Genomic DNA, 17,445 nt, shown 5'->3' on the forward strand with positions numbered 1-17,445 from the left:
ACGCCAAAAATTGTCTAATTTTGTGGTATGGCACTGAATTCGTTTCTGCAGATAGAGGGTCTGACCAAAAGCTATGGCGACCGGATGCTTTTCGCTGATGTCACTTTCGGCATCAATGAGGGCGACAAAATAGGTATTGTGGCCAAAAACGGCACTGGCAAGTCAACCATGCTGCGTATCATAGCCGGGGAGGAAGCTCCCGACAGCGGTACGGTGACGGCGCGGAGCGGCCTGCGCATAGGCTATCTGCCGCAGTTGCCGGTGTATAGTCCCGGTACAACCGTGCTTGATGCCTGTCTGATGGCCGACACTCCGGCTGCAAAGGCTGTGGGTGCCTATCGCAAGGCTCTTGCGAGTGGCGACGACATGCTTATAGCCGAGGCCACGCACCGCATGGACGAAGCTTCGGCTTGGAACTTCGAGGACCGCCTGACGCAATTGCTCGCGCAGCTGCGCATCAATGACACCTCCCAGCCTATGGATCATCTCTCGGGCGGACAGCGTAAGCGCGTGGCGCTTGCGGCCACGCTGCTCGACGAGCCTTCGATGCTCATACTCGACGAGCCTACCAATCATCTGGATCTCGACGTCATAGAGTGGCTTGAGGCATATCTCACCAAGTCGCGGGCCACGCTGCTCATGGTGACTCATGACCGATATTTTCTTGACCGTGTGTGCAACCGGATAATCGAGATCGACCGTCAGGAACTGTTTTCCTACGACGGCAATTTCGAATATTATCTGCGGCGGCGCGAGGAGCGCTATGAGGCTATGGCTGCCGAGCTCGACCGCGTGCGCAACACTCTGCGGCGCGAAACCGAGTGGATGCGCCGCCAGCCGCAGGCAAGAGCCGGGAAGGCCAAGTACCGTATCGACGCCTATCATGATCTGCGCAAACGCTCCATGGTCAACCTGTCGGAGCGAAAGGTCAATCTTGATGTCGACTCCTCCTATATAGGGTCAAAGATATTCGAGGCCGAACACATATCCAAGAGCTTCGGCGACAAGGTGATCCTGCGTGATTTCTCATACGTGTTCGCGCGTTACGAGAAGCTTGGCATCATAGGCCGCAACGGTGCCGGCAAATCCACATTCATAAAGATGCTCATGGGTCTGGTGGATCAGGACGGCGGCAGATGGAATGTAGGCGAAACGGTGCGCTTCGGCTACTACAGCCAGGAGGGAATGGAGTTTGACCCCGACAAGCGGGTGATCGACGCCATCACCGACTATGCCGAGGAGGTGAGCGTAAACGACGGGGGAGCGCGGTATTCGCCCATGCAGTGGCTGAAGCGGTTTATGTTTGAGCCGTCGGAGCAGCAGAAGTATATACGCACGCTCAGCGGGGGAGAGCGTTGCCGGCTGCAGCTGGCAACGGTGCTGATGCGGTCGCCCAACTTCCTGATACTCGACGAGCCGACCAACGATCTTGACATCATGACTCTCGGCATACTTGAGGAGTATCTTGCGGAGTTCAAGGGGTGTCTTATAGTGATAAGTCACGACCGATTCTTTCTCGATTCGATCGTCGATCATCTGTTTGTGCTCGACGGCACCGGCGAAGTGTATGACTTCCCCGGCAACTACACGGAGTGGAGAGCCTGGGAGGACGAAAGGCAGCGCGATACGGAGGCGTCGTCGAAACAGTCGGCTTCCGAACCGGTCAGGGAAAAGCAGCGGTCGGAGCCGGAGCGGCAGAAGCTGACATTCAAGGAGCGTAGAGAGTTTGAGTCGCTTGAAGCCGAACTTGAGGATCTCAATGACGAGAAGTCGCAGCTCGAGGCTCTATTCAACTCAGGAGCGTCCTCCGAAAAGATTGCCTCGGCATCGGTCAGATACCAGGCTGTGATGCAGGCTCTTGACGAAAAAGAGATGCGATGGCTCGAACTTTCGGAAAAAGCTTGACCAGCGGGTCGATACAGGCCGGTACGGATATATATATGACAGAAGCCACCTCTCCTTGCGGAGATGATGGCTTCTGTTGTCTTTGATCGGGTGTGTACCCGTATGTTACGTTGCCTATGGGCGTGTGAGGCTTAGCGCATGGATAGCGTGCCGGCTTCGGCCTGTTCGATCATCTGCTTGCTTGCAGTGATGTAGATCTCCACACGACGGTTCTGCTGGCGCCCTTCGGGAGTGGCGTTGGAAGCCACATAGTCGGCCATGGGTATGCCTTCGGCTGTCAGACGGTTGGCTGCGACTCCGCTGTTGAGCAGGAACTGACGCACGGCGTTGGCACGTCCGTCGGCCACACGTGTGTTGACAGCCATTGTGCCGGTATCATCGGTAAAGCCGTAGATTTGCACGTTTGTGTCAGGATTGTTGAGCAGCGATGTGGCAAACGGCGTCAGGTCATTGCGTGCCGATGTGCTGAGGGTAGTACCGTTGGTGGGGAACAGGATGCCGGAGCTGAATGTCACCTTGATGGCCTGGAGTCCGTTCTGATCTTTAACCTCTTCCACCTGAGCCTTTTCGGCCAGTTCGCGCTGCAGTTCCTGCTGCTGCTTGTCCATTTTCTTGCCGATGAGCGCTCCTGCGCCTGCACCGACGCCGGCTCCGATAGCGCTGCCGATAGCCGCGCCCTTGCCGCCGCCTATGATAGCGCCCAGACCGGCTCCAAGGGCGGCTCCGCCGCCACCGCCGATAAGTGCTCCTTTGCCGGTATTGGTCATGCTGCTACAGCCGGCGCTTATGAGCAGGCAAAGTGCCATGACACTTGCTCCCATGATTTTCAGAGTCTTTTTCATTTTTCGAATCATTTAATAAATTTCACATTTGTCGGTTATGAGTCTGCAAAGTTAAGAAAAAAATCCAACTTATAGTTTGAGAACGTATTCGTGGCGCTGTTGGTTTAGATCCATCGCCTATGTTGTGTTTAGGGCAGTGCGGACGGTGGTCGGGAAATAGTGGGGAAATGCTATGATTATGTTATAAATAATGCGTATATTTGCAGTCGCTAACAACCTGAAACGACATAAACCACCGATCCGCATGGCTTATTTCAACATAGATCACAGAGAATCACGTTCCGGTGTGATATACCATCTGGGTGCTCTTCTGGCGGTTAGCGCCTGGGGAGCATCATTTATTTCCACAAAGGTGCTGCTGCAGTGCGGCATGTCGGCAGTGGAGATTTATGTGTATAGGTTTGTTTTGGCATATTTATGCACTTTTCTGTTCTGCCCGAGGCCGTTCGTTTCGAATTCGTGGCGCGACGAGCTTAAATTCGCTCTTTGCGGCATCTGTGGCGGATCGGTATATTTCATAGCCGAAAATACCGCCGTGACATATACTCTGGTGAGCAATGTGTCGCTGCTGGTGTCCACGTCGCCTCTGATCACCGTAGTGATGGTGGCTCTTCTTTATAAGAGCGAACGCATATCCAGAGCCATGATGGCCGGTTCGCTCGTGGCTCTCGTCGGCGTAGGGTGCGTGATATTCAATTCGAGCATGAATCTTCAGGTAAATCCTTTGGGCGACATGCTTGCTCTGCTCGCCGCGCTCTGCTGGGCGGTCTACTCGATAGTTCTTCGTCCGTTGAGCACCGTCTACAGCAGTTGGTTCATAATACGCAAGACGTTTTTCTATGGCATTGTCACCGCATTGCCCTTCTTCTTTATGGAAAGCGAGCATTTTCCGATGGCGCGTATGCTCGAAACGGAAGTGCTGTTCAATCTGCTCTTTCTGGGTCTGTTCTGCTCCATGATAGCGTATCTCCTGTGGGGACAGGCTGTCAAAGGCCTTGGTGCGGTGACTTCAGGCAATTACATGTATTTCTGTCCGGTGGTCACTCTGGTGCTGTCGGCTGTGATGCTTGGCGAGAAAATTTCGCTGATCGGCTGCGTAGGATGCGCTCTTATACTGGGCGGTGTCATAGCCGGCGACCGTCTTGGCTCGCGGAGTCGCTGATCTGCGACGCGCTTACTCTCCGGCGAGAAAGTCGATCTCTTCTACCAGACGGGCTGCCAGTGCGGCGTGATCGCCTCCTTGACGGGCTGCCTCGGCCGCAACCGGGCGCAGAGAGGGCGAATGCTGTGGTATGAGATTCCACATCAGCCTTATTCCGGCATATCGCCGCAAAGGGGCGTTTTCGGGTGATGTTTCGGTCGTCCACCTGATGGCAGTGTTCACCGGATCGGATATGCGTCGGAGAAGTTTCAGACACAACACATCGACCGCCTCTGCCGACAGCATGGCGTCGCACCAGCGAGTGGCCTCGTCGTGGTCGATCATGGCCGGATCGGCTATCATGGAAGCCATGAGCTGGCTTTCGCGCGTGTGGTTGTCGGCCAGAAGCGTTTCGGCCATTTCGTGGTTGCAGCCGGTGACGCGCGCTATCTCGGAAATCTGCGGCAGATTAAGGCCGAATATGATGCGGTAGGGCGATCCGGCTTTGCGCAGCGTGTCGGCGACAATGCCGTTGCGCATTGCAAAAAAACGACGTTTTATGGTCTGTAGCGGATTGAATTGTGTCATGAGCGCAAAATTAGTCAAAAAATACGTAACTTTGCCAATCGAATCAATCCAACACTGACAAATAACGCATGAACAGACGACTGATATATTTTGCAGCGGCCGCGCTTGTGACGCTGGCGGCGGTTGCTTCCGACGGTCTTGACAATCTGCCCGTAAAGCAGGTCAATGGCCGCGACTGCCGTTACTATGAGGTGGCGCAGGGTGAAACGGTCTACTCCATAGCCCGCAAGCTTCACATATCGCGCGAGGAGATAGAGAAGGCCAATCCATCTGTGCGCGACGGTCTGAGAGCCGGACAGATATTGTATTTCCCGGTGGAGTCATCGACATGGAAACCACGCCGCCATACGGTCCAGTCAAAAGAAACCATCTATGGCATCGCGCGCGCATACGGTATCACCACCGATCAGCTGATCGAATGGAATCCGCAGGCACGCGACGGCATACGCAAGGATCAGGTGCTGATAGTCAGTGATCCGACATATCGTCCGGCAACGCTTGCCGTGGCGGATTCCCGCACGTCTGAGCCGTCAGCTTCCGTTTCTGAAATTCCGCAACAAAGCTCGCCGAAGGTTGTCGACACACCGGCTCCGACCGTCACCTACCGTATAGGAGAAAAGGAGAGCCTCTATCGCATAGCTGTCAATCACAACACTACAGTCAGCACTCTGCTGGCTCTTAATCCCGGGCTTGACGAGAGACATTACGAAGCCGGACAGACCATACTCGTTCCAGGCGTATCGTCGTCGCCGGCCGGTGAGGCAGTGGCGTCCAATGTAGAGCATCGCCAGGTGGCTCCGGCTTCTGGTGCCGATGTCGTAATGGGGCGTTACAGGGTGAAGAGCAAGGAAACATTCTATTCGATAGCCCATGCCAACGGTCTGACCATAGAGGAGCTTGAAAAAGCCAATCCCGAGGTCGGCGTGCTCAAGGAAGGAATGATACTCAATATACCGCTTGCCGGTCAGGTCGCATCCTCTGATAATGGTGACGAGGATAATAATTCTTCTGACAATATCGATCCCACCATGGCCGTCCCCGGCGAGAATCCGGTGGCGGCCGACGACGTGCCTTCGGCCGTGCAGACTGCCGGCCGTCAGGAGGTGAACGTGGCGCTTATGCTTCCGCTGATGCTCAATCAGTCACAGCAGCCTAAGAAGGCGCAGCTTTATACTGAGTTCTACAAAGGATTTCTGCTCGCTGTCGATACGATGCGCCGCTGTGGCACTCCTATTAATGTGAGTGTTTTCGATACCGAAGACTCTGCCATGCGTGTGGGTTCGTTGCTCCGGGATTCATCTTTGACCGCTGCCGGAGTGATTATCGCGCCCGACGACGAGACGCAGCTGTCGATGCTCGGCAATTTCGCTCGTGTCAAGGGTCTCAATGTGCTCAATCTTTTTGTGGTGAAAGATACCACATACCGAAGCAATCCATCGATGATGCAGGGCAATATACCTCACTCGATGATGTATGACAAGGCCATCACAGGGCTGCTCCGTAATTGCGGGGAGTATACGCCGGTGATAGTGAGCCACAGCGAGTCGCCCGACGACAAGGCGGAGTTTGTCACCGCTCTGAAACATCGTATGGATATGGAGGGTCGTCAGTATCATCAGGTGACATTCGACAATGTGTTGCGTCTGAACGATCTTTCGCAGCTCGATCAGGATGGACGATATGTGTTCATACCCGTGAGCGGACGTCAGGCCGAACTCAACCGTCTGACCGGCGCCATATCTGAATTTCGCGAGAAGTCGTCTCAGTCTGATCCGGTAAGGATATTCGGATATCCGGAGTGGATCACATTCCGCGGAGAAACGCTGGTCAACATGCATAAACTCAACACAGTAGTATTCTCGCGTTTTTATACTGTTCCCGACGATCCGGCTATGCGCGGGGTTGATGAAGGTTTCCAGCGCTGGTATGGAGAGCCGATGGCCAACTATGTTCCGCGTCAGGGTACATTCGGTTATGATACAGGACTGTTCGTGATCAATTGGCTCCGCTCGCAGCAGTCCGAAACACCGGCATCGCATGTCGGCCTACAGAACGGGTTCAACTTCATCCGTGTGCCTGAGGGGGGCTGGGTCAACGATCAGCTGTATCTGATCAATTTCCGTCCGAGCGGTCTGATTGACAAAATATCACTCTGATGAAGATTTCGTTGTTCAGATCATTGATCGCGGCGGCCGCAGTCGTGGCCGCCGCGGCGTCGGCATCGGCCCAGCGCCAGTATGAGCCGAAGTTCTATCTTGGCGGCAAGGCGGGCGCCACGTTTTCAAATATGCAGTTTTCACCCCATGTCAAGCAGGCTCTTGTGCAGGGTGTGACAGCCGGTTTGACGGCCCGTTACACCGAGGAGAATATATTCGGTCTTGTCGGCGAGCTGTGTGTCGCACAGCGCGGATGGAAAGAGGGGTTTGAGAAGGACGAGGGTCAGTGGCTCTACGAGCGTACTCTCACGTATATTACCCTTCCGGTTTTGTGTCATATTTATTTCGGCACTGACCGGGTGAAGGGATTTGTCAATCTTGGACCCTCGGTCAGCTACATGCTCTCGAGCGGCATCAGGTCAGACTTTGATTACGCCAATCCCGATATGGGTCCAGACTCTCCGTTCCGCTACCGCGAAACGGAGCAGATGACTCTTCCGGTCAAAAACCGTATGGACTATGGCATCCTCGGCGGGGCTGGCGTGGAATTTGTGTTTGCCCGCCGTCACAGTCTGATGCTTGAGGGACGGTATTATTTCGGCCTGGGCAGCATCTTCTCGTCGAAGAAGCGCGATCCGTTTTCGGCATCGCGCTGCACTTCGATAGAGGTTTCGCTCGGATATATGTTTCGGGTGAAGTGATCTCTCAGAACGAGATATCGCCCTGACAGGTGAGAATCCTGAATATGAGGTCGTGGAGCAGGTCGGCTGCGTTCTGACGTGACCCGACCCCTTTCGACTGTACGTCGGCCTTGCGGATGGCCGATATGATCTCGATTACCTTGAATGCATTATAGTTGGGGAGTGCTATGCTGAATTTCTTCAGCTGCACGTCCCATTTCAGCCCCAGGGCGCTTTTCAGTCCCGAGGGCGACTTGTCCTTGGTGAAGTGTGCGATGAGCAGGTCGGAGAAAAATGTGAACAGTGCCGCGATGGTGACCACCGTAGGGTTGGGTTTTGGATTTTTGGCGAAATAGTCGGCTATGGCAAATGCCTTGCGTGCGTCTTTCGAGGCAATGGCGTCGATCAGCTCAAAGTTGTTGTAGTCCTTGCTGACTCCGATGTTGCGTTCGATGCTTTCGGGAGTGATCGTGGCTCCTTTGCCGAGTATCATGGCCATTTTCCCGATCTCGTTGTAGAGCTTGGCCGCATCCACGCCGATGTAGTCGGTAAGCATCGCTATCCCTTTGGGTTCGATATGGAGTCCGGCATTGCGCACAAGCGCCTCTATGGTCGGGGCGATCGCGGCGGGTCGCAGACGTGTGCTCTCGAACACCACTCCTTCCCCTTTTTTGACAGCTTTGACCACCTCGGCAGGTTTCACGGCCTCGCCACGCGACGCCATGACGAGCAGGGTAGTGGGCGATGGCTTTTCAAGATAAGCGCACAGCTTTGATCTCCACCGCGAATCAACGCTCTGCAGCTCCTTCACGATCACCACCTGGCGCTTGGCAGTGACAGGAAAACGCCGGCATGTGTCGGCAATCGCTCCCGGAGTGGTGTCGGGAGCATACACCACCGTCATGTCGAAGGCTCTCTCGTTTTCGGGCAGTATGTTCTCGAACCGCCTGACGAGTTCATCGATAAAGTAGCTCTCCTCGCCATGAAGCAGATACACGCTGCTCGGCGCTCCGTCGCGTACGGAGCGCATCATCTGGTCGAATGTGGGTGATGTAGCGGCCGCCATATTGTGGTTTGTCAGAATTATTGTGTAAATTTACGCAATATTTCCGACATGACAGATATTCCAGCGTTAAATCTGCCGGCGGCAGCACCTGACATCCGCATGATGGCAGAGTATAAGGAGGTTTACGATCCGTTGCGGCGCCGATGGGTAGCGCTCACTCCCGAGGAGTGGGTGCGTCAGCTTTTTGTGGCGTGGCTGACAGGGGCGCTCGGATATCCGGCGAGCCTGATGGCCAATGAGGTGGGTCTGCGGCTCAACGGCACGCTCCGGCGCTGCGACACGATAATCTACGACCGCTCGCTGCGTCCGCTCGTTGTAGTGGAGTATAAGGCGCCTTCCGTGACTATAAGCCAGCGTGTGTTTGATCAGATAGCACGTTACAACTTGGTGCTTCGGGCGCGGGCGCTGATGGTCAGCAACGGGCTTTTACATTATTGTTGTATTTATTGTCCTGATGGCACCTATCGGTTTCTGTCTGAAGTCCCGTCGTATGGACAGCTGACCGGAATGCTTGCGGTTTTTGACCGGCAAACTGCACAGAAGTAAAGAAATAGTGCAAAAAAATCAGAGCGGATTGTTACTGTTTTGTCGGAAATTTGTAACTTTGCAGCCTGATTGTGCCTTGATGGCATTACAACAGAAGTCACTCAACGTTAGAGAAAATGAAATTATTACAATCCAAACTTGCCCAATACATTGAGCCCCAGAAAGCTAAAGCGGCCGGGGTGTATCCTTATTTCAGGGCTATTTCGAGCGAGCAGGATCCCGAGGTCACCATCGACGGACGCAAGGTGCTGATGTTCGGCTCCAACTGCTATACCGGTCTGGTCAACGACCCGCGGATAAAGGAAGCCGCCATAGAAGCAACACGCAAGTATGGCACCGGATGTGCCGGCTCGCCGTTTCTCAACGGAACGCTCGATCTGCATAAGGAACTGGAGCACAAGATAGCCGAATATATCGGCAAGGAGGATGTGATGATATACTCTACCGGCTTCGGAGTGAATCTCGGAGTGGTATCGGCTCTGACGGGCCGCGAGGATTACATCCTTTGGGACGAACAGGACCATGCCTCGATCATCGAAGGCCGTCGTCTGTCGTTCAGCCAGTCGCTCAAATACAAGCACAACGACATGGTATCGCTTGAGAAGCAGCTCCAGAAATGCGATCCCGACAAAGTGAAGCTCATCGTTACAGACAGCGTGTTCTCAATGGAGGGCGACGTGGCCGACGTGAAGGGCATCGTGGAGCTTGCGAAGAAATACGATGCGAGCGTGATGGTCGACGAGGCGCACGGCATAGGCGTGTTCGGTCCGGGCGGACGTGGCGTCTGCCATCATTTTGGCGTGGCCGACGATGTAGATCTCATTATGGGCACGTTCTCCAAGTCGTTTGCGTCGCTCGGCGGATTTATAGCCACCGACAAGGAGATCACCAACTTCCTCCGTCATCACTCGCGCTCCTACATCTTCACTGCAAGCATCACTCCGGCATCGACTGCCGCGGCTCTCAAGGCCATGGAGATCATGCAGAGCGAGCCTGAGCGTCAGGAAAACCTCTGGGAGCTTACCAACTATGCTCTCGACGGTTTCCGCAACATGGGCTGCGAGATAGGCCACACGTCGACGCCGATCATACCGCTTTTCGTGCGCGACAATTTCAAGACATTCGCCATCACACGCGACCTTCTCGAGGAGGGCATCTTCGTCAATCCGGTCGTTTCGCCGGCTGTCGCTCCCCACGATACCCTGATTCGTTTCAGCCTCATGGCCACACACTCCAAGGATCAGGTGACCACGGCGCTTGAAAAGATACAGAAGGTGTTCCGCGCCCACGGCATAATTAAGTAAACCATTCAGAGCCGGGCGTCAGGCACGATATCGATACAGCAGTCCCCGCACATGTCGGCCACGAGGTCGGAGATGTGCGGGGACTGTCGTTGTGTTTTACTGATGCGTGTTCAGAGCTTCTGAAGCAATTCGGCTATAGAGCTTACGGGCTGACCGTTGAGTGTGATGCCTTGGTCGGTGGCCATGATCTCCGGCAGGGCGGCAGAGTCTGTTTCAGTCACCCGGTAGCCTGTGCGGCGCAGCGCCCGGGCAGTGAGGTTGAACGCCGCTCCTGATCCCGATATGGTGACTATCCTTTCTGAAACCGGGAGTGCGATGCGGAATGTGGCCGTCGAGGCGTCAAATGTTATTGCTGAGCTGCAGAAAAATTCCGCGAGTCGACCAGAAAGCATCATATCCTCGGGCGTGCCGTCGACAAAAACTCCATTGCCGAGCATCCAGATGCGGTCGGCCAGCTGCAGGGCTATCTCTACGTCGTGAGTGGTGAGCAGAATGGTCTTGCCGCGTTCGGCTGCGAGCGTATGCAGCAGGCTCATGGTCTCCACCTTGCTCGGATAGTCGAGAAACGCCGTAGGCTCGTCGAGCAGTATGATCGGTGTGTGCTGTGCGAGGGCTTTGGCTATCATTACTTTCTGACGTTCGCCGTCCGACAGTGTGTCGACGCTGCGTTGTGCCAGATCGGTGATGCCGGTGAGGGCCATAACTTCATCCACTTCGCGCTCGTCGTTGTCCGACATACGTCCCCAGAAACCTGTATACGGGCTGCGCCCGAGTGCCACGAGCTGGCGTGCGGTCATGTCGGGCAGGTTGAAACGGTCGGTAAGCACAACGCTGACAAGTTTCGAAAGCTCGCTGCTTGAATAGCTCTCAAGACTGCTGCCGTTGATCTCAATTGTCCCGGCAAGCGGTCGGAGCAGTCCGGTGAGTGTGCGCAGGAGTGTGGATTTTCCGGCGCCGTTGGGGCCGAGAAGGCATGTTAGTCCGCCGCGGTCAAGTGACGCGCTGATGCACGACGCCACTGTCTTGGTGTTGCCACCGGATGTGTATCCGAGCGAAATATCGCGGAGCTGTAGGGGGTATTCTTGGTCTGTAGCCATTTTGCAAAGATATTCAGACGCGACGACAGCAAGATATGTTTGGGGGTTAAAATATATTAATTGAACGCGCTGTGTGTTTCGGAGATCTCAAAGCCGATGTGGTCGAAAAAAGTAATCGGCTCTGATTTTGTCGTAATGGCAAAATTGGTTATTTTTGCGATATGATAACCGAATTGAAAGATTTTGATCTGACACGCCACAATACTTTCGGTATGCGTGTGAAGTGTGCCAGATGGATAGAATACACATCGGCCGGCGATCTGCCTGAAATTATGCGGCAGATAGGCGATCTCCCCTTCAAGGCCATAGGGGAGGGGAGCAATCTGCTGTTTGAGGGCGACTACGACGGAGCATTGCTGCATTCGCGGGTGCTCGACATGGAGGCCGGAATCGACAATAACGGCGACTTTCTGCTGACGGCCGGTGCCGGACTGATTTTTGACGATGTCGTGGCTCACGTCTGCCGTGCCGGTATCTCTGGCATGGAAAATCTCTCGGCGATTCCGGGGCAGGTCGGGGCTGCTGCTGTGCAGAACATCGGTGCCTACGGCGTCGAAGTGGCCGACATAATCGACGAAGTGTTGTGCTACGATACCGCGGAGCGTCGTGAAGTGGCTTTCACGGCGTCGGACTGCCGATACGGCTACCGCATGTCGGTGTTCAAGACTCCGGAAGCGGCCGGGCGGTATATCGTCACCTCGGTACGCTTCCGTCTGCCCGCCGGAGCGGGTCCGCGTCTGGATTACGGCAATCTTCGTGCGTCGCTTGGCGACAAGGAGCCTACGCCGCTGTCGGTGCGTGAGGCTGTCATTGCAGTGCGCGATGCTAAGCTGCCTGCGGTCGATGAATTTGGCAGCGCCGGCAGTTTCTTCAAAAACCCGGTAGTCGACAGGAGTCTGTTTGAACGCATCGCGGCTCGGTATGACACCCTTCCTCCCCACTATGACCTTCCCGAATCGAAAGTCAAGATTCCGGCGGCATGGCTTATAGAGCAGTGCGGATTCAAGGGCATGGAGCGGGGCAATGTGGCCGTGTGGTCGCGCCAGCCGCTTATAATAGTCAATCTCACGGGGCGCGCCGAGCCGCAGGAGATCATAGAGATGCAGCGCGACATCACCGAGGCTGTAGGCAAGCGCTTCGGCATCACGCTCCATCCTGAAGTAGAACATGTAATATCACCCCAAAACAAACCATAGATGAGCACTTTTGTAATTGAGGGCGGCCACAGGCTTGCCGGAGAGATCGAACCACAGGGAGCCAAAAACGAGTCGCTTCAGATCATAAGCGCTTGTCTGCTTACGCCGGAAGAGGTTCATGTCACAAACATCCCGGAGATACTCGATGTGCGCAATCTTATCGGACTGCTTGAGTGTATGGGAGTGAAGGTGGAGCGCAGGGGCAAGGGCGACTATCTGTTCAAGGCCGACGATATCGACACTGACTATATCACGTCGGAGGATTTCGTGAGGCGTTGCGCGTCGCTCCGCGGGTCGGTGCTCGTGGTCGGTCCGCTGCTGGCGCGTTTCGGAGAGGCGTTTTTCGCCAAGCCTGGCGGCGACAAGATCGGTCGGCGCAAGGTTGATACACATATCACCGGAATGATGAATCTCGGGGCTTCGCTCGATTACGACGAAGCCAAGCGGGCATATCGTCTTACTGCGCCCGAAGGGGGGCTTCACGGCACATATATGCTGCTCGACGAGGCGTCGGTCACCGGCACGGCCAATATCATCATGGCTGCGGCTTTGGCTCATGGCACCACTACGATATACAACGCCGCCTGTGAACCATACGTGCAGCAGCTGTGTCGGTTGCTATCGGCCATGGGACTGGAAATAGAGGGTATAGCATCGAATCTGCTGACCATACATGGCGCGGAGCGGCTTCACGGCGCCGAACACCGTATATTGCCCGACATGATCGAGGTGGGCAGTTTCATAGGCATGGCAGCGCTCAACTCGAGCGAGATCACGGTCAAGAATGTGTCGTATGACAATCTTGGCATCATTCCCGACAGTTTCCGCCGGCTGGGTATCGCGCTTGAGCGTCGCGGCGACGATATATATGTGCCGGCGCAGGATGTTTATGAGATAGAAACTGCGCTCGACGGCTCGATACTGAATATCGCCGACGCGCCATGGCCGGGGCTAACGCCCGACCTGCTGTCGGTGATGCTCGTAGTGGCCACGCAATGTCGCGGCTCGGTGCTGATACATCAGAAGATGTTCGAGAGCCGTCTGTTCTTCGTCGACCGTCTGATCGATATGGGTGCACAGATAATGCTGTGCGATCCGCACCGTGCTGTCGTGATCGGTCTTGACCACAAAAACACTCTGAAGGCCAACCGTATGCTGTCGCCCGACATCCGTGCGGGCATTGCTCTGCTGCTGGCGGCCATGTCGGCCAAAGGCACGAGCGAGATAGGCAATATCTCCCAGATCGACCGTGGCTATGAGGATATCGACAATCGCCTGAATGCGCTTGGCGCGCATATATTCCGTCGTCCTGATTGATGGACGGTACTGACGTTTTTTTCCAACTGCATAATAAACTGACGGCGCTGTATCCGGGGTTGAATCCCGTACAGTGCCGTCAGTTGTTTCAATAATTTCTATCTTGCGTCATCTCATTTGCGCCTGTTGCGCACGCTACGTGTTGCAGCGGGAGTGGAGCGTCGACTGCGCGACTTTTTCTTGACAGTTTTGTCAGCTTTCTTAGAGGCGCCACGCGCTGCCGAGATCCGTCGCGACTTTGGTGCGTCGGCTGTAGCTGCGGTCGTGGTGTCGGATGCGGCTTTCATCTCTTCACGTCGGGCGATTTCTTCGGGATCGGGCACCCACAGGGCGTCGGCAAAAGCGTCGATGCGCTTGTCTATGCTGTCGCGTGCATGTTTCAGATCGTCGGGATCGGGATATAGCTGCGACATCGACTTGTTGCGCAGATTGCGAGTCTTGAATATCTCGCCGTTGTAGAGATTGAGGTTGAAATAGTCTTCGAGAGTTGATGACGCCACGTGATTTTCATCGCTCAGAAACACCGATGTAAGAGCTAGATGCGGTTTCAGATCGTCATATCTCACCCAGAACATCGGATATCTGACAGCTTCCTGTCCGAACTCTTCGGTGCGGTGGAGCACCGGACATATGGCCTCTATGCGGCGGCGCATGCGCGAGTCGCGACGGTCGAATTCATTGCTTTCGATGATGAAGTAGCTGAGTATTTCGGTCGAAGGCATGTCCACATCGGCGATCTCGTAGAGAGGGCGTCGTTCGGTCGATCCTTTGGCGTCGGTGTGCATGATCTGGAAGCGGTCGAGCATATCCTTTACGTTCAGCCGGTTGGTTTCGCTGAAGTTTTCACGGCCGTCGAGATACTCGTAGGCCGTAATGTTATTGCCGGCGATAAGTCGTAGCATCAGCCTGAAGAGATTGTCCTGGCCGTCGGCGGCCTCTTCGGGATAATACAGCACTGCGTTGGCCGGATCGTTGAGGTCAAGCGATCGGTACACGACATTCATCCATGCCGGATCAGTCGTTTTTACCTCGGTGGCGCTGCCGGCAGCCGTATTGACGCCGCCGCGTGCTGTTGTGCGGTGTGTATCGGAGGTGGCGCTTTTACGGCTGATGCCGCTGCTGACGCTTTTCTGCGCCATGATGCAGGGCATTGCTGCCGACATTATTATTATGGCTGTGAGTATGCGTTTCATTTCCTGATAATGGATTTGGTCAGTTGACTATTACTTCCACCGGGCTGAGGGTGCGTTCTGACCCGTCGGGTCCGATGGCTTTGATGCGTGATATGAAGAAGCGTTTTCCTCGCGAGAGGCGCCGGAACTGTTCGAGCTGACGGCGCGAGAAGTCGGCTCCGTCCGATTTTTCAAGCAGGGCGTTGCCCATCGAGTCGAAAAATACTGTTTCGAACGACTGGACTTTGAAGTCGATGTCAAGCACTCCGTCATCGATCGCCGCTCCGAGTCCCTTTGAGGCAAGCAGTGACGCCTTGGCTATCGGACGTCCTCCCTTGTAGCGTTCGGTGCGTCCGTCGGCCGATCCGACGGCGATGTAGGCCGATGGATCGGGAAGCTGCCTCACCTTGAATGTGTGGGTAGCCACAGGCTGTACGGCTCCGTGGCCGTTGACGCTGACTTTGATCACGGCTTCCGATACTTTGGCGTCGGGGCGTGCGTTCCAGTGTCCGGCATTGCGTGTTAGCTGTCCGCCGGTCATTGTAGCGGTGACCTGTTCGGTTGCAGCGCCGGGAACGGCTATCTCAATGGGGTTGTCTATGCCTGCGTAGAGCACATTCATCATGGTGGCCGAAACGGCTGCTGTCGGCTCGATAACAGTATATCCCGATTCAAAAGGATGGCTCGCCACGGAGCCGTCGCCAAGCGGCACCTCGAGCGATCCTTTCAGTGTGAATTCTCCGCTTGCAGCCGGTGAGAATTCATATCTTGCCACTCCGGGTTCATAGCGTCGGCCTCCGATCACCATTACCGGACGTGCCGTCGTGTCGAGTGCTGCAAGCACTATGTCGGCCGAATACCGGCTGCCGCGCATCACGTAGCGCGATTCGGGTATGACAAACGCTTTCAGAGAGTTGACGCGGACGTCGCCGGCGTCGACCGACGCAAGCAGCGACGACAGGGCCTCGCCTTCGGAATACAGGATGTCGTTCTGCAGCTTGGTGAGCAGCGCCACCGCCGCCACCACGGGCTGATTCTCGAAGCGGATGTTCTCCCAGCGGCGTTCCACGTCGGATCCTTCGGTGCGTTTCCCGTCGGTCGACAGCATCGACGCTATGCCGCGGCGTTTTATGGAGTCGCTGACCGCTTCGGCGGCAATGGTGCGGAACGATTCTATGCTGTGGCGTAGCCGCTCTCCGTTGCGGGTCAACGGATTGAGCATCACGACCGACGACGCCTCAAGATTTTCGCGGTTGTCGATATGGTCGAGTGTTGCGTCGTCGCCGTCGACATACCGCACAATTGCGAGTTTGAGTGAGTCGATCATGCCCACAAGCCGTGATGCTTCGTCGCGCAGCTCTTTCGCGCGCCGGTGCCACCCGGCGGCTTTGTCGGGATTATTGTCGGCTGCAGTGGCGAGAGTATGATATACAGCATCGTTGCGGCGGGCTACGGTCTGGTTCGACAGGTCGAGTCCCTCCTCAACCTGCGTGAAGCCGTCGAGCACGTCGCTTGAAACATTGAGCGCAAGCATGGCTGTCAGGACGATATACATGAGGTTTATCATCTTCTGACGCGGCGACATGCGTGATCCTGAGGATGCCATCGGATCAGTCGGGATTTGTGGCCGACGTCTGCCTGTTCGACATGTTGACTGTCATTGCCTGAAGCATGCGTTCGTAGATCAGGTTGAGCTGCTGCATGTGTGAGGTGAGTTTTTCCGCTTCCTGATGGTATTGCTCGCTCCGTCGGGCTGTTTCCTCATACATCCGGCGCATGTCGGTCATGCCGCGGTTGACGCTGTCGAATGCGTCGAGCTGCGCTGCCACGTTGCGAAGTTGCACGTCATAGATGGTGTTGAGCCCGGATATGTTGCGGTTGAGCGTGGTCATCTGTTCGATATATCCGTCGAGTGTTTCTCCGAGGGTTTTGACGCTCTGCTCAATCTGTGCGGATGCCTCGGCCGGGAACGGTGTCTGTCCGCCGGCCGTTGTCGGAGTCCCTGCGGCTATGACTGCATGCTGTCCGGAGGCAGTGGCGAAGACGGTATGCTGCGCTTCCGCCTGTCGTGGTGCTGCGGATCGTTGTGGTGCGGCTGGTGAGTCATTCTGTAGTGGCGCAGTGCCGGCGGGTGTTGAAGCAGGCTGGATTGTCGTCGCGGCCCCTTCTGCCACGGTATGGCTGCCGGTCAGGATATGTTCCCAGTCGGGTTCGCGCGGGGGACGGTCGAAAGCTGTAAGTATGAACATCATCACCTCCGTGCCCATGCCGATCGACAGCAGTGTGTCGCCCCCTGAAAGATGGAGTATCTTGAACAGGGCGCCGAGTATGACGATGGCAGCGCCAAGAGAGTAGGCTATATTGAAGAAACGCTGTCCGTTCTCACCGGAGAGGAAGCGCTCCACTACGTTGCGGTATCGTTTGATCTTTCCCAT

General features: G+C 55.5%; 15 protein-coding genes. 8 read left to right on the forward strand and 7 right to left on the reverse strand.

Annotation, left to right across the window (positions count from 1 at the left end; translation table 11 throughout):
- The first annotated feature begins 33 nt into the window (after positions 1-33).
- Positions 34-1,905 carry an ABC-F family ATP-binding cassette domain-containing protein gene (locus tag C5O24_RS00600; RefSeq protein ID WP_107681338.1) on the forward strand — a complete coding sequence of 624 codons (1,872 nt, stop codon included), beginning with the start codon at positions 34-36 and terminating at the stop codon, positions 1,903-1,905.
- Between the two features lie 131 nt (positions 1,906-2,036).
- Here C5O24_RS00600 and C5O24_RS00605 read toward each other — a convergent pair whose 3' ends face one another.
- Positions 2,037-2,747, reverse strand: a complete 711-nt coding sequence (locus C5O24_RS00605; protein ID WP_237612976.1) for a YiaD family glycine zipper/OmpA-like lipoprotein — start codon at positions 2,745-2,747, stop codon at positions 2,037-2,039.
- Between the two features lie 244 nt (positions 2,748-2,991).
- Between C5O24_RS00605 and C5O24_RS00610 the strand changes: the two genes are divergently transcribed.
- Positions 2,992-3,909: a DMT family transporter gene (locus C5O24_RS00610; RefSeq protein ID WP_161553748.1), complete on the forward strand. Its 918-nt coding sequence runs from the start codon at positions 2,992-2,994 to the stop codon at positions 3,907-3,909.
- A 12-nt stretch (positions 3,910-3,921) separates the two neighbouring features.
- Here C5O24_RS00610 and C5O24_RS00615 read toward each other — a convergent pair whose 3' ends face one another.
- A complete protein-coding gene (locus tag C5O24_RS00615; protein WP_107035230.1) occupies positions 3,922-4,476 on the reverse strand; it encodes a DNA alkylation repair protein in 555 nt (184 codons plus the stop codon).
- A 68-nt stretch (positions 4,477-4,544) separates the two neighbouring features.
- Here C5O24_RS00615 and C5O24_RS00620 point away from each other — a divergent pair, with 68 nt between their 5' ends.
- Positions 4,545-6,632: a LysM peptidoglycan-binding domain-containing protein gene (locus tag C5O24_RS00620; RefSeq protein WP_107681334.1), complete on the forward strand. Its 2,088-nt coding sequence runs from the start codon at positions 4,545-4,547 to the stop codon at positions 6,630-6,632.
- Entirely contained in the window at positions 6,632-7,333 is a 702-nt protein-coding gene (locus C5O24_RS00625; RefSeq protein ID WP_107035228.1) for a porin family protein, read from the forward strand. Before C5O24_RS00620 ends, C5O24_RS00625 begins: the two co-directional genes overlap by 1 nt.
- Before the next feature lie 4 nt (positions 7,334-7,337).
- Here the strand turns inward: C5O24_RS00625 and holA are convergent, their stop codons facing one another.
- Complete coding sequence (gene holA, locus C5O24_RS00630; protein WP_107035227.1) at positions 7,338-8,378, reverse strand: DNA polymerase III subunit delta; 1,041 nt, start codon at positions 8,376-8,378, stop codon at positions 7,338-7,340.
- A gap of 57 nt (positions 8,379-8,435) precedes the next feature.
- On the opposite strand from holA, the gene C5O24_RS00635 reads away from it, so the two are divergent.
- On the forward strand, positions 8,436-8,924 hold the full coding sequence (locus C5O24_RS00635) for a type I restriction enzyme HsdR N-terminal domain-containing protein (protein WP_439331581.1): 489 nt from the start codon (positions 8,436-8,438) through the stop codon (positions 8,922-8,924).
- A 116-nt stretch (positions 8,925-9,040) separates the two neighbouring features.
- Positions 9,041-10,228, forward strand: a complete 1,188-nt coding sequence (gene spt / locus C5O24_RS00640) for a serine palmitoyltransferase (RefSeq protein ID WP_107035225.1) — start codon at positions 9,041-9,043, stop codon at positions 10,226-10,228.
- Between the two features lie 110 nt (positions 10,229-10,338).
- Here the strand turns inward: spt and C5O24_RS00645 are convergent, their stop codons facing one another.
- A complete protein-coding gene (locus C5O24_RS00645) occupies positions 10,339-11,325 on the reverse strand; it encodes an ABC transporter ATP-binding protein (RefSeq protein ID WP_107035224.1) in 987 nt (328 codons plus the stop codon).
- 161 nt (positions 11,326-11,486) lie between these two features.
- Here C5O24_RS00645 and murB point away from each other — a divergent pair, with 161 nt between their 5' ends.
- Together murB and murA are read left to right on the forward strand one after the other, a co-directional pair.
- Positions 11,487-12,521: a UDP-N-acetylmuramate dehydrogenase gene (murB, locus tag C5O24_RS00650; RefSeq protein ID WP_107035223.1), complete on the forward strand. Its 1,035-nt coding sequence runs from the start codon at positions 11,487-11,489 to the stop codon at positions 12,519-12,521.
- Complete coding sequence (murA, locus tag C5O24_RS00655) at positions 12,522-13,838, forward strand: UDP-N-acetylglucosamine 1-carboxyvinyltransferase (RefSeq protein ID WP_107035222.1); 1,317 nt, start codon at positions 12,522-12,524, stop codon at positions 13,836-13,838. It begins immediately after the preceding gene.
- A gap of 113 nt (positions 13,839-13,951) precedes the next feature.
- Here the strand turns inward: murA and porN are convergent, their stop codons facing one another.
- The 3 genes from porN to porL are packed head-to-tail and all read right to left on the reverse strand — an operon-like array spanning position 13,952 to position 17,445.
- Entirely contained in the window at positions 13,952-15,031 is a 1,080-nt protein-coding gene (porN, locus tag C5O24_RS00660) for a type IX secretion system ring subunit PorN/GldN (RefSeq protein ID WP_107035221.1), read from the reverse strand.
- 19 nt (positions 15,032-15,050) lie between these two features.
- A complete protein-coding gene (gene porM, locus C5O24_RS00665; protein WP_107035220.1) occupies positions 15,051-16,616 on the reverse strand; it encodes a type IX secretion system motor protein PorM/GldM in 1,566 nt (521 codons plus the stop codon).
- A gap of 4 nt (positions 16,617-16,620) precedes the next feature.
- Positions 16,621-17,445 carry a type IX secretion system motor protein PorL/GldL gene (gene porL / locus C5O24_RS00670; protein ID WP_161553749.1) on the reverse strand — a complete coding sequence of 275 codons (825 nt, stop codon included), beginning with the start codon at positions 17,443-17,445 and terminating at the stop codon, positions 16,621-16,623.

The sequence above is a fragment of the Paramuribaculum intestinale genome (assembly GCF_003024925.1).
Lineage (GTDB): Bacteria > Bacteroidota > Bacteroidia > Bacteroidales > Muribaculaceae > Paramuribaculum > Paramuribaculum intestinale.